Source organism: Malacoplasma penetrans HF-2 (genome assembly GCF_000011225.1).
GTDB classification, from domain to species: Bacteria; Bacillota_I; Bacilli_A; order Mycoplasmatales; family Mycoplasmoidaceae; genus Malacoplasma; species Malacoplasma penetrans.
Genome location: NC_004432.1, coordinates 1,066,550 through 1,080,636, shown reverse-complemented (window position 1 = coordinate 1,080,636; position 14,087 = coordinate 1,066,550). Strand labels below are relative to the sequence as shown.

The 14,087-nt window shown below is 25.6% G+C and carries 11 protein-coding genes; 7 read left to right on the top strand and 4 right to left on the bottom strand.

Annotation, left to right across the window (positions count from 1 at the left end; all coding sequences use genetic code 4):
* Positions 1-49: 49 nt before the first annotated feature.
* The 3 genes from MYPE_RS04145 to proS are packed head-to-tail and all read left to right on the top strand — an operon-like array spanning position 50 to position 3,585.
* Positions 50-1,423 carry a DEAD/DEAH box helicase gene (locus MYPE_RS04145; RefSeq protein ID WP_011077625.1) on the top strand — a complete coding sequence of 458 codons (1,374 nt, stop codon included), beginning with the start codon at positions 50-52 and terminating at the stop codon, positions 1,421-1,423.
* Position 1,424: 1 nt separating this feature from the next.
* Positions 1,425-2,171: a YebC/PmpR family DNA-binding transcriptional regulator gene (locus MYPE_RS04140; protein ID WP_011077624.1), complete on the top strand. Its 747-nt coding sequence runs from the start codon at positions 1,425-1,427 to the stop codon at positions 2,169-2,171.
* A 1-nt stretch (position 2,172) separates the two neighbouring features.
* Entirely contained in the window at positions 2,173-3,585 is a 1,413-nt protein-coding gene (gene proS / locus MYPE_RS04135; RefSeq protein WP_011077623.1) for a proline--tRNA ligase, read from the top strand.
* A gap of 3 nt (positions 3,586-3,588) precedes the next feature.
* Here proS and MYPE_RS04130 read toward each other — a convergent pair whose 3' ends face one another.
* From MYPE_RS04130 to MYPE_RS04120, 3 genes are read right to left on the bottom strand one after another with little or no spacing between them, the layout of a single operon-like run.
* Complete coding sequence (locus MYPE_RS04130; protein WP_011077622.1) at positions 3,589-4,254, bottom strand: hypothetical protein; 666 nt, start codon at positions 4,252-4,254, stop codon at positions 3,589-3,591.
* Positions 4,241-4,954 carry a 16S rRNA (guanine(527)-N(7))-methyltransferase RsmG gene (gene rsmG, locus MYPE_RS04125; RefSeq protein ID WP_011077621.1) on the bottom strand — a complete coding sequence of 238 codons (714 nt, stop codon included), beginning with the start codon at positions 4,952-4,954 and terminating at the stop codon, positions 4,241-4,243. The genes MYPE_RS04130 and rsmG overlap by 14 nt, the downstream gene beginning before the upstream one ends.
* Before the next feature lie 4 nt (positions 4,955-4,958).
* Positions 4,959-5,477, bottom strand: a complete 519-nt coding sequence (locus MYPE_RS04120) for a hypothetical protein (protein WP_011077620.1) — start codon at positions 5,475-5,477, stop codon at positions 4,959-4,961.
* A gap of 275 nt (positions 5,478-5,752) precedes the next feature.
* Between MYPE_RS04120 and MYPE_RS04115 the strand changes: the two genes are divergently transcribed.
* Positions 5,753-6,553, top strand: coding sequence for an aldo/keto reductase family protein (locus tag MYPE_RS04115; RefSeq protein ID WP_011077619.1), 801 nt, complete (start codon positions 5,753-5,755; stop codon positions 6,551-6,553).
* A 31-nt stretch (positions 6,554-6,584) separates the two neighbouring features.
* Positions 6,585-7,820 carry a tyrosine--tRNA ligase gene (gene tyrS, locus MYPE_RS04110; RefSeq protein WP_011077618.1) on the top strand — a complete coding sequence of 412 codons (1,236 nt, stop codon included), beginning with the start codon at positions 6,585-6,587 and terminating at the stop codon, positions 7,818-7,820.
* A gap of 68 nt (positions 7,821-7,888) precedes the next feature.
* Here tyrS and MYPE_RS04105 read toward each other — a convergent pair whose 3' ends face one another.
* Complete coding sequence (locus MYPE_RS04105; RefSeq protein WP_011077617.1) at positions 7,889-8,668, bottom strand: DUF6856 family protein; 780 nt, start codon at positions 8,666-8,668, stop codon at positions 7,889-7,891.
* A 134-nt stretch (positions 8,669-8,802) separates the two neighbouring features.
* On the opposite strand from MYPE_RS04105, the gene miaB reads away from it, so the two are divergent.
* Entirely contained in the window at positions 8,803-10,263 is a 1,461-nt protein-coding gene (gene miaB, locus MYPE_RS04100) for a tRNA (N6-isopentenyl adenosine(37)-C2)-methylthiotransferase MiaB (RefSeq protein ID WP_044891298.1), read from the top strand.
* 169 nt (positions 10,264-10,432) lie between these two features.
* Positions 10,433-14,020 (top strand): hypothetical protein, encoded by a 3,588-nt coding sequence (locus MYPE_RS04095; RefSeq protein ID WP_011077615.1) that lies wholly within the window; start codon positions 10,433-10,435, stop codon positions 14,018-14,020.
* Positions 14,021-14,087 lie beyond the last annotated feature (67 nt).

The window sequence follows — 14,087 nt, the reverse complement described above, 5'->3', positions numbered from 1 at the left end:
AATCAATATCTTAACTTATAAATTATTATTTTATAGATAGGTTTAAATCATGATAAAAGAATTTAAAGATTTTATACAAACTACACTGACTAGTGAGATGGATATTAAAGAATTGAATGTTTTACAAACAGAATCAATTCCAATAATTAATAAAGACAAAAATGTTGTATTAGTTTCTCAAACTGGGACTGGTAAAACATTATGTTATTTACTACCTATTTTAGAAAATATAAATTTAGATTCAAAAGAACTTCAAGCAGTTATAGTAGTTCCAACAAAAGAATTGATTAGACAAATCACTAAGATTCTTTCTTTTTTTAAAAAGCATAATAACAAACTATCTTATTTATCTATTGTTAATAATGCTTCAAATGTAGATTTTGCTTTAGAGTCTAAATCACCTAATCATCAAATCATAGTTTGTTCACCAAGTAAATTTAATGAATTAACAAAGTATAAAACTTACGTTAGATCTTTACAATACATAGTTCTAGATGAAGCAGATATGACTTTAGATCTAGGTTTTTTTGGATTAGTTAATCAGGCATTTAGTTCACTTAAACATATTAATAACATAAAAAAGATTGCAACTTCTGCAACATTACATGAAAGCTTATCTGTTCAAGTTTCTAAATTTTTCAAAAACTCTATCATCATAGATAAAAGCAAAAATATTTGAGAAAACCCAAATATTAAACATTATGTAATTCATTACAACCACAATGAAGATAAAAATAAAATGTTGTTAAACATTATTAAGAAATTAAATCCATTTTTTGGAATTGTGTTTTGTAATACTAAAAAAGAAGTTGATGCTTTATATGATTATATTTATCAAAATAAAATCCCAGTTTTAAAATTACATAGTGGTTTAGAAAATAGACAAAGAAAAAACATCTTTAGAGAAATTAAAGAAAACAATATTAACCTTTTAATAGCAACAGACCTTGCATCTCGTGGTGTGGATATTGAAGGTGCTAGCCATGTTATTTCATATGATTTACCAAAAGAAGATTTGTGATATGTTCATAGAGCTGGAAGAAGTGGTAGAAAATCATATAAAGGTGCTTCTTATGTATTTAATGACAGTAATTCAATTTATCAAATTGAAAGATTAAGTAGAAAAGGAATTAGATGAAATCATTTAAAATACTACAAACACAATTTAAATGAGTATCAATTCAAATTTAAAACTAGAGTTAAAAAAGAAACTAAAGTTGATTTACAAATCAGAGATGTAATCAACAAAGCTAGTAAAAAAGTTAAACCAAATTATAAGAAGAAAATAAAACTTCAAATTCAAGAAATTAAAAGAAAAGCAAAAAGAGAAAGAATTGAAGAATTAGTAAATCAACAAAGATTAAAAAAATATAAAATGGAAAGTGCTAGAAAAACAAGATTAAAAAAGGAAAGAGGATATTAATATGCCTAGAAAACATTTAATTGCATCTGGAATTAACAAGAAACAACAAACACAAGCAAAGTTAGGTAACAAGCTTGCTAAAGAAATTAAAGCAGCTGCTAAAGTTGGTGGACCAAACCCTGAAGCAAACCCAAGATTAAAAGCAGCAATTGATAAAGCCTTACAAAATAATTTATCTAAAGAATCAATTGAAAAAAACATTAATGGTTCTATTAAAGATCCATCATCTTTAACTGATGCTGAATATGAAGGATATGGTCCAAATGGTTTAAGAATAATTATTAAAACATTATCTGATAATGATAATAGAACCATTAGTTCATTAAGAGGATATTTTAGTAAATTAAAAGGTGAAATAGCAAAACCTAATAGTGTAAAAAATTCTTTTATTTATGGTGGTGAAATTATCATTTCTAACAAAGATTTAACTGAAGATGATTTAATGGAAAAGATTTTATTATCATTAGAAAAAATTGAAGTTACAGACAATGATGAACCAATCCAAGAAACAAACCAGCATGAGGACTGTTTCCAAATTATTGTTATGCCTAAGTATTTCTATAAAATCAGACAAGAACTTGAAACATTAGGTTTAAAAATAATTGAAAGTGAAATTAAATACATTCCAACTGACTATGTTGATTTAAACAAAGAAGACTATGCAAGATTGGAAAGATTTTTAGATAGTTGTAATGAAGATGATGATGTTCAATGGGTTATTAGTAATTTTGGAGAAGTTATAGAATAATATGTCAAAAATTGTTAAACAAGAAGAAAATTTTTCAAAGTGATATACATCTATTATTGAAAATGCTAATCTAGTTGACTATGGATTAGTAAAAGGAACAATAATGTTTAAACCTTATGGGTTTGCAATTTGAAAAAGAATTCAAGAAGAATTTAATAAGATATTAGTTAGTTTAAACACTGCTGAAGTTTGTTTTCCTATGTTAATTCCATATTCAGAGTTTATGAAGGAAAAAGAACATGTGGAAGGTTTTAATCCAGAATTATTTAAAGTGTCACATTTAGGTGAAAAGAAATTAGAAGATGAATTAGTAATTAGACCAACATCAGAAATTTCTTTCTGTAATTATTTTAAAAAGAACATTAAATCTTATAATGATTTACCTTGTATTTTAAATCAGTGAGGAAGTGTTTTTAGAGTAGAAAAAAATACTAGACCTTTTTTAAGAACATCAGAATTTTTATGACAAGAACAACATGCTGTTTTTGCTGATAAAAAAGAAGCATTTGATTTTTCAATTACAATGGTTAATGAATACAAGAAGTTTGTAAATGATTATTTATCAATTGCAGTTTTAATGGGTGAAAAAACTGAGAATGAAAGATTTGCAGGGGCAGATAATACTTTTACTATTGAAGCATTAATGCCAGATGGCCAAGTGCTTCAATCAGCCACTTCTCACTATCTAGGAACTAATTTTGCTAAAAGCTATGATTTAAAATATCAAACAAAAAACAATAACTATGATTTAATGTTTCAAACATCTGCAGGACTTTCTACTAGAATTATTGGTGCTATTATCATGAGTCACTCAGATAATAATGGATTGGTATTACCTTTTAAAATTGCACCTATTCAGTTTGCAATTGTAACTTCTAATGAAGTGAATAAAGATAGTGATGAATTAAAAGCAATTTATAAAAACTTATTTGGTTATAAATACCAAACATATTTTGTTGAAAAATCTCTTGGTCTTCAACTACAAGAAAATGAGATTAAAGGAATTCCTTTCCAATTAATTTTAGGTAAAAAAGAAATTGAAAATAATACTATAACAATCTATAGAAGAGACACTAGAGAAAAACAAAATATTAGCTTTAAAGAATTTAACCAAAACTTTATTGAAAACTTAATTAAAGAATATTCTTCAAATTTATTTAATAAAACTGAGAAGAGATTAAATTCATCAATTGAATTTGTAAATAATATAGATGAATTTAAAAAAGCATTAGACAATAAAAAAATCATCTCTGCTTACTGATCTGGAAATGCAGAAGATGAAAAAAAACTAAAAGAATTAACTACAGCAACACCAAGATGTTTTGATTGAAATCAAAAAATTGATAAAACTAAAAAATGTTTTTTTACTAATAAACCCAATGCAAAGCTAGTTTACTTTGCAAGAGCTTACTAATAATTATTTGATTTCTATTTTATTTTTTATTTCTTCAAATACCAAATTGTACTGATTAAGCAATTTGGTATTTTTTGCTAAATCACTATATTTTTTAAACTCACAATAAGGAATAGGGATATCAAATAATATAGATGATAATTGTTTTCTAAGTCTTAACATTTCATTCATGTTAATAGTATTGTTATTTGAAAGCAGTGGTAAGAATTTAAAGTTAGATGAATTTATTGAATTACTTAAAAATAAATTTAGCACTTTATTTTTAAAACTTAAGATATCTTGGCCAATTTTAAAAGGTGAAATAATAAAGTTTGAATTATGGATTACATTTATATTAATTGAAGGTAATGCAACTAGATTATCTATTAGTATTACTTCATAAGAATTAGAAAGATATTCAATTAGGTTTTCTAAATTATCTTGTAGATCTGGATTGATATTTAAATCCATTAAATCTAAGTTAGTATTTACTGGCATTAATTTTATAGTTTTGTTATTTCATTCAAGTTTTTTAGTTACTAAATTTTTCTTTAAGAATAATCCATACTTGCTAAATAGATCAATATTTAAGATTAATGTTTTATTTTTTTTTGAAAAGAATTTAGCTAACAAAAAACAAGAAAGTGATTTTCCACCATCTTTTAAACCAATAAAATTAATTTTTATCATTGTTTAATATTTCCTTTCAAGTTCTTGGGAAAATATTATTTACTTTATTTTTTTTAATGTATTTTAAGCTGACAAAAGTTTTGCCATCATATTCAATTGTTTCTATTTTTGGTTCTTCTTCTATTTTTAATTTTGAACTTATGTTTTTTGCATTATCTAATTCAACAAGATAATTATTAGATTTTAGAAAAAAACCAATACCATTAATTTTTAATCCAGGAAAACTTAATTCTAATAAAATTCTTAATTCCGCAACTGCTCTACAAGTTATCAAATCAAAAAATTCAATTTTATCTTTGATGTAATCTTCACACCTTTGGTTTGAAATAAAAACATTTTCTAATTCCAATTTATCTACTAAGTTATTTAGGAAATTAACTTTTTTAGTGTTTGATTCAACAATATATAAATTAATATGAGGAAATAATATTTTTAAAAATATTCCAGGAACACCAGAACCACTTCCAATATCCAATAGATTTATATTTTTGTTATCAAATAAATCATTGTGAAAATTTAAAATAGATTCATAAAAATACTTTTGATAAATTTCTTCTTCTTTATCAAGTCTAGTAAGATTATGAATCTTATTTTCTTGTTGTAAATAATTTTTATAAATAGTTATTTTAGATTCAACTTCATTTGAATCTATTTGTGGGAATTTTACTTCTAATAATTTAATTAAATCTTTTAGGTTCATTTTATTAATTGTTTTTTAAAAAATCATTTCTCTTAATACTTTTTTCTTCAAACTCTGGAGCTTTTACTATTTGTAAATTTGGTTCATTTGGTAAGTCGCCAATTTTAGAAGGAACATATTGATCTAAATCACTATTGTAAATTTTTCCTTGGTATACAAAAGCATTTGGGTATTTATTATAAAAATCTACTTGAGCATAATAATTAATAAAATCTTGTTCAGTTCATGAAGATGTATCAATGTATTCAGCATTCTCATTTTGTGGAGTTTGTTGAATATTTTGATCAAACTGAGTTTGAACATATTCTACAGGTTGTTGAAATTGTTGATCTTGAACATATTCTACAGGTTGCTCAAATTGTTGATCTTGAACATATTCTACTGGTTGTTCAAATTGTTGATCATGAATTGATTCAATTGGTTGATAATACTGAACAGTATCTACATACTCTTGTGGGTAAAAAAGGTTTTGATCATAAGATTGGTCAAATTCAAATTGATCAAATTCATTAGGTTCAACCATTTCACAACTTCTTGATTTAATTGATCATTATTTTTTTTATGGAACAATTTACCTAATTTTTTAGATGATTTTTTAGTTTTCATAAAGATCCTATTTAATATAGTCTATTTATATATTTTATATTTTTAAAATTTCTATGTAAATATAGGCAAAACTAAACTATGAAATATGAATTACTAAAAGAACATAAAATTTCTTAAAATTATTCATCAAATTCATAAAAGACATTATTAATAAATATAATTAATTTGATATCTAAATTTAGGAGTTATTTTATGAAAAAAAGAATAGGATATGGATCATTTGAAGTGAATGATGTACCAACACTAAAAAAATGTATTAAACAAGCAGTATTAAGTGGATATGACTTTGTTGATACTGCATATTATTATCAAAATGAAGAAGCAATTGGTAAAGCTATTAAAGAATTAAGAGAAGAAGGTTTTGATAAACCAATTCTTGTACAAACTAAAATTTGACCAGAACATTATGGAAATGTAAGAGATGCAGTTTTATTGTCTTGTCAAAAATTACAAACAAATAAATTAGATATGTGTTTATTACACAGAAGACACTTTAATTTAAATATGGATTTAAGTGCATGAGAACAATTAATTGAATGTCAAAAAGAAGGGTTAGTGGGAGAAATTGGAGTATCTAACTTTGATAGAGATGCACTTGAAATTATGAGACAAAGAACTGGTGTTTACCCATTATCAAATCAAATTGAGTTATCAGTTAACAACTTAAGAGAAGATAGAGTAGTTTATAACCACTCAAAAGGGATTGAAGTTCAAGCTTGAAGTCCATTAGGGGATCTTGAAAATAATCTTAAAAATCCAGTATTAATTGAAATGGCTAAAAAGTACAACACAGATGTTGCTGGAGTTCTAATTGCTTATGTAGGTTCATTAAACTGTAGCATTATTGTAAAAACTAGTAATCCTGATAGAGTTGTTTCAAACTATAAAGCTTTCCAAATTATTTTAGAAGAATCAGATGTTGAAAAACTAAAGAAATTAAATACATATAAGATTAAATATTCTGAATCTTTTATATATGATATTGATAACTAAAAATATTGGTTTTGTTAGATAATTATTAAGTATGAAAAATAAGAACATTTTAGAATTTTTAAAAAAAAGAGGATACATCTACCAAGGATCTAATTTTGATTTAATTGAAAAAGAATTAATCAAAGGAACTTCTTTTTATATAGGATTTGATCCAACTGCAGATAGTTTACATGTTGGACACTTTCTAACTATGATGGCAGTAAAACATTTACAAAAAGCAGGAAATAATCCTGTTATTGTAGTAGGTGGTGGAACAGGTTCTGTAGGTGATCCATCTGGTAGAAGTGAAATTAGAAAAATATTAGATAGAAAAACAATTGATTACAATTGTGAATGTTTAAAAAAGCAAATGTCTAAGTTTATTAGCTTTGAAGGTAAAAACAAAGCAGTAATGGTTAACAATGCTGACTGATTATTAAAAATTAATTGAATTGAATTTTTAAGAGAATTTGGGGTTTGTTTTTCAGTTAATAAAATGTTAGCAGCAGAAGCATTTAAAGTTAGATTTGAACAAGAAAGTGGATTATCATTTTTAGAATTTAACTACATGCTTATGCAAGCTTATGACTTTTATTACTTAAACCAAAATTACAATGTAAACATTCAATTAGGTGGAAGTGATCAATGATCTAACATTCTTGCTGGTGTTGATTTAATTAGAAGAAAATCAAGTAAAGAAGCTTTTGCTTTAACTTTAAACTTATTAACTAAGCATGATGGAACTAAGATGGGTAAAACTGCAACTGGTGCTATCTGATTAGATAAAAACAAAACTTCTCCTTATGAGTTTTATCAATATTGATTAAATATTGATGACCAAGATGTAGAAAGATTCTTGTTATTATTAACTGAACTTGATGACAAAACAATTTCAGACCTTTGTAAAGAAAAAGGTAAAAAAATAGTTGAAGCTAAAAAAGTATTAGCTAGTGAATTAACTAAAATGATTCATGGTCAAGAAGAACTTGATAAAGCTATTGAACAATCTAAAGCAGCCTTTGAAAATGCAAGTGATAATTTACCAACTTATGAATTAAAAGCAAGTGATTTAAATAATGATTATTCAATTGCTAATATCTTAGTTGTTACAAAGTTGTCACCATCAAAAGCAGAATCTAGAAGATTGATTACATCAAATGCTGTATCTGTTAATGAAACTAAAATTACTGATGTTAATACAAAATTAGAAGATTTAAAAATAGATCAAACTAATTTTACTTTACACAAAGGTAAAAAGAATCATATTAAAGTAATTATTAATAAGTAGTTTAAATAAATACAAATAAAAAAATCTAAGTTCAATACTTAGATTTTTTTATCACACTAATAATTTGATTATTCATCATCTGCGCTTGGTGTGTAGTAACTTGTTAGATCAGATATAGTAGAAGATGTTGAGAATGCTGCAGGATTTTTACCTTTTTTGAAAGCTATGATTCCACTATTTTCTGGACCTGAAACACTTGGTCTTACAGTTTTTACATATTGAACAAACTCTCTATAAGTAACTGCTTCTTTGTTACCTCTCATGTAGTTTCCAACTTTTAATTGATAACTTAATGGAAGAGTTTCTGCAGTATATCGTCCTACAGCTGCACCTTCATTAGCTTCTTTTAAAACATTATCTAATGTATATTGTTCTGTTGGAGAATCATATCCAGTTTCACCAGCACTATTGTCAGTTACATCACCATTGTATGGGGGGGTATCAATATATAGTAATAGGCTTACATTTCCAAAAACACTACTAGTTGATAATTCACTACTAAAAAAACTTTTTAAAAATGTACTGTTTTCAAAACTTTTTTCTTCAGTAGCTGAAGCACCACTTGATCCATATAAGAAAGTTGCAAAAGAACTATCTGCTAATGTTCCTCATATAAATATATAGTTTCCACTGTTGAAACTTGATCCAAATGTTGCTGATTCTAAACTTGTATTACTACTTGATAATTCAGAGTATTTAACATTTCCATTATTTCAATTAGAAGCATTTAATACTTTTGTTTTTGTAGTTACAGTTGAAGAACAAGAAGAAACCACTGATGGAACAACTGCTACTGCAACTAAAGGTAAACCAAATTTAAATAATCTTGAGAATAATTTCTTTTTCATAGTTTTCTGATTTTACTTAATTTCTTTAAATATAAGAGTATTCAAATATTTAATAATTTTCACTATTAAATAATTATAATATAATACATAAAATATTAAATATTTATGTTTTAAATTTATTGAAATCACATATTATGGACAGTAAAAGTACTAAAAAAAGAGATTTATCAAAATATTTTTTACCTGATATTAGACAAGCTAGAAAAAGAATTAAAAAAGCTGACATCATTAAAGATGGGTTTGAAATCCCTGCAAACATAATTAATTATGGAGAAGGTAAAACTTATCATATTAAAACCTTTGGTTGTCAATCGAATTTAAGAGATACTGAAGTAATGATGGGAATGTTAGAACTAATTGGTTATGAATACAATGAAGATGTAAACACATCTGATTTAGTTTTATTAAATACTTGTGCAGTAAGAGAACATGCTGAATCTAAAGTTTTTGCAGATATTGGAATCTTAGACAGAATTAAAAAATCTAATCCAAATTTTATTTTTGGTGTCTGTGGTTGTATGGCTCAAGAAGAAGCTGTAGTTAACAGAATTTTAAAATCAAACTTTAATGTAGATTTTATTTTTGGAACTCATAATGTCCATAGAATCTTAAACTTATTAGAACAAGTTATATTTGAAAAGAACTTAGTTGTAGAAGTTTGATCACATGAAGGGAATGTTATTGAAAACTTACCTTCTAAAAGAACTAACAATCTAAAAGGATTTGTTAATGTAATGTATGGATGTGACAAATTCTGTACTTACTGTATTGTTCCAATGACTAGAGGAAAAATCAGAAGTAGAAGAAAAGAAGATATTTTAGATGAAGTTCATCAAATGATTTCTGAAGGATATAAAGAAGTTACTCTTATTGGTCAAAATGTAAATTCATATGGAATAGATTTTGATAATGGAGAAAATTACTTATTTAACAACCTTTTAGAAGATGTGGCTAAAACAGGGATTGAAAGAGTAAGATTTACAACTAGTAACCCATGAAACTTTACTAGAAGCATTGTAGATACAATGAAAAAATATCCAAATATTATGCCTCATATTCATTTACCAATTCAAAGTGGGGATGAAACTATTTTAAAGAAAATGAATCGTCCAATGAAAATTGGAGATTACATTGATTTAGTAGATTATATTAGAGCTAATATTCCAAATTGTTCGATTACAACAGATTTAATTGTTGGATTTCCAAATGAAACAAAAGAACAATTTAATAAAACTTTAGAATTATATAAAAGAATAGAATTTGATAATGCCTTTACATTTATCTACTCTAAAAGAGATGGAACAGTTGCAGCTATTATCCCTGATGAAATTCCATTATCAGAGAAGAAAGAAAGACTTCAAGAATTAAATGAAATGGTAAAAACTTTTTCTAAAAAGAACAATGAAAAATATGTTAATAAAGTTTTAGATGTTTTAGTTGATGGACCATCTAAAAAAGATAAAACTGTAATTTCAGGATATTCTCCTCAGTGAAAAGTTGTTAACTTTACAGGTAGTGCAAAATCAGGAGAAATTGTTAAAGTATTAATTACTAGTGCTTCAAGATTCACCCTTAATGGGAAAATGATAGATTAAATTTTTTTATAAGATTTTATTAATAGAAAAAAAGACAATTTATTAAGTTGTCTTTTTTCTTTTTTATCAAATGGACTAATAATTCAATTTTGATAAAATTTATATGTAAAGATATCTAACTTTATATAAATAACATGATTCATATTTTATTAGTTTTTGGAGATAAGTAATGATAAGTCGCAAATCTTTGCACAGAATTATTTTTTCACTTTTAACAACAACTATAGCTAGTTCTTTTGCTGGATTTATGGTTGGTTTCAACAACTTAAATAAAAGTATTAGTTCACATAATTTGAATGCTAATTCAAATAGTGTAGTTTCTTCTTCTAGCAATACAAGAGCATCAGGTACATGAAATGATGAATCATTAATTGCTAAGAATGATTATTTATCAAATGTTAATATGCCAAATGGATATTTAACAATTTCTGAAACTGATAAAACAATTAATTTAATTACGTGATTTGGTACTCAATCTTGATCTTATAATGTTGCTAATTCTCCCTTTTTAGCACAAGGAATTACTGGTTATAATGCTGCTAATAGTACACTGGTTATTCATGTTTATTATTTGGCAAATTATGACAGAGTGTTGGTTTATGGAACAGTTAACTCAACAACAACTTATGTTTTCCAATTAAATTCTGATGGAACTGAATACTATGTTAATAATGATGATAGTAATAAAGTTAGAAACTCTTCTTTAATTTCTGGAAGAGATACAGGTGTAATTGGTTCTGCTTACTCTATAAACTTATTAAATGATAATAGTGCTATTATTCTTCCTAAGAATTTTGATAAGAATGTTAGTACTATAAGTGCAACTAAATTTACATTTAATAGTTTTACTGCAACTCCAATTAACTATGATTTAACTGGATGAAGTACTAGTACTGATAGAGTTCCATCAACTGCATACTCAACTTGAACTTTTGGTTCAATTATAGGTGTTTCAGAATCTAGTGATGGTTCTACTTCTTACTTAATTACTAAAGCATCTTCTGCAAATGGTTCTACAGGTCAAACTCTTGTTCATTTGGTATATTTTAAATTTACAAATAATGTTTATGAAACAATGATAAGTAAAACCATTTCTCATCTTACTACTTCTACAGTTGATTTAGAAAAAGCATATTTTAAGATGCTAACAACCGTTAGAGATAGTGTTCCATATTCTTATGTTGCATTAGTTAATAATATTAGTGATCCAAATTCAGTTAAGCTAGGAGCTTATAGTGGAGCAACTAGTTCTCCTTTAGATGACAACAATACTACATTATTTGAATTTGCTCCAAATAGTGGAACTATTAGTAATTTCTTTGTGATGAAAAAAGCAGCTGCTTCTATTATGGATATTTTTATTAATCCATACAATTCAAGACCTTATGCAGTAATAAAAAACTACAATGCAAATAACTTTTATTTTTCAGATTTATTAAATAACAAAGCAAATGCTGCTAATGGCCCAGACAATTATTTATTGTCAGTTAAAAAATGAAGTAACTTTCCTTCAGTTACTTCAAGTTCAGATAATTCTAGAATTGATTTAATATGAAGACCAATTTTTGAATCTGGTGTAACCACTCCAAGAACAGTTAATGGTATTGTTTCAGTATTAAGATATGCAGATGATGCTACAACTACTGTTAGTTCATCTATAACTTATAGATTTGGTGTAACTGATTTTACAACAGCAAGTCAAACTACAACATTTATAGTGTTTAATGCTAGTGTTATTAACTCTTATCAAAATTTGACTAGTCAATATTATTACCTATTACCACAAGATATAACTAATGATATTTTTGAAAAATTCATTTATTTAACTAATGCAGATGGGTCTGGAACTTCAGCAAACAGACCATTCAATTCAAATATTACAATTCCAAACAATAGCTTAACTATAAACAATACTAATGGGACATTAAGCGGAACTATAAATTTAAATATAACTAAGTGATGATTAACTTCAGCTGCAGGTACAGGGACTTCAAATATTTATACTATTCCAGTTAGTGTAAATCTTACAGGTTTAGCAACTAATAGTTCATTGAATTTTCAAATAGTAAATAGTAAAGATATTAATACAACAAAATATAATAAGATTCTTGAGTTCCAAAGAACTAAATACCCTAATGAAATTACTGCTCAAGAAATATTAGATAACTTTATAGTGTTTGGAAATTCTTTAAGATTAACTACTGCTAATGTTTTAATGATTAATGCTAATTCAAATAGTGGAAATACTACTCCACAAAGTGATCAATATATTACAGTTACTGCAAACAATGATGATGGAACACTTGCAATATCATGAAATTTAACAAGTATAATTTCACCTAGTATCACAGTAAAAAGTGGATCATATACATTTAATAACTTTAAACATTTAAATGCTTGAAATCAAATTACTTTAAATGATAGAGTGTGAAATACTTTAAAGACTTCTAAAAGTCCTTTCCAAATAAATGTTGAAGATATAATTTCTGCTTTAAATTTATCATCTGGTTATGTTAATGATCCATCTTATTGAACTTGATCACCAACTTATAGTGAGTCAAATAACAAAGTTAATTATGTTAAACAAAGTGTTGATGGTAACTTTACTGGAACTATTACATATAACAGAGATAAAGCTGGTGTACCAAGTACAGTTCCAGAAAGTTACACAAAATTTGAAATCACATCAACTCATGGAACAGGTTTTCTAACAATTGATAAACTATTAGGAAGTCATTTTGAAACTACACTTTATTACAATGAAAATGCTGCTAGTAAATTGGCTTCATCATATGATTTGAGTAAAGTAGAAAGTGATTTTGCAAACATCTTAGAAAACTCATTAGTTTTCTATAATGGTTGAACTACATCTTCTAGTGTTAACTATCAAATTACATCAACTAACAACAGTCAAATAGTTTTTAGTTTATCTTATAAAGATAATATTGAAACTAATTTGAAAAAAGCTGATGGTACAAATCTTGTTTTAGATTCAGAATGGATTAATGGAATTCAAAGCTCAAATAATAATGTATTGAATTTAGCATCTTCTTATTCTTTTGCTTATAACTTAACTTCAGTAGAATACAACTATAACTTAACTACAGTTGATAATAAGATAGATATTAAATCAGTTTTGAATTCTTCTACAACATCTAGTATTGATTACACTGGAATGAAAGCTAGTAAATTTATAAGTAGTTTTTATAATGGTCAAACTAATAGTTATGATAACTTTTTAAAAGCGTTTGATTTAGTAAAACTACCAACTAATACATCTGCAATTAATTATTACTATATAAGTGATGTTCAATTAACAAGTGATGATGTTAATGGAACAGTAACTATATATTACACATTCACATTCCCAAATGCTGGAGATGTAGAAGGTAGCTCATCTACTTCTTCAATTATCTTAAGTGGCTTTTTAACTAATCAATCTTTTTCAAATAATTGATTAATAATCTGTTCAGCAATTGTAGGAATTATTCTATTAATGTTAGCTTCTGGTTCTACTTCTATTTTTGTTTATAAAAAAAGAATGAACAAGAAAAGAATTAATTATGGTTTAGGTTCAAAAGATTATGAATTAAATTTAGAAAAAGTTCAAAGAAATTTTTCTAAATCAGACATTCATAAACATAGAGTTAGAAATACAATAAATAGCTATCACTATGGAAATCAAAATTCTAGAGCAAATAGAGATTTAAAAACTTATAGTAAAAAGTTAGAAGAAGTTAAAAAAATGAAAAAATAGTGGAAACACATTTTTTCATTTTTTATTTATCTTTATTTGCTCGATATGTCTTTACAATTTTTATTTT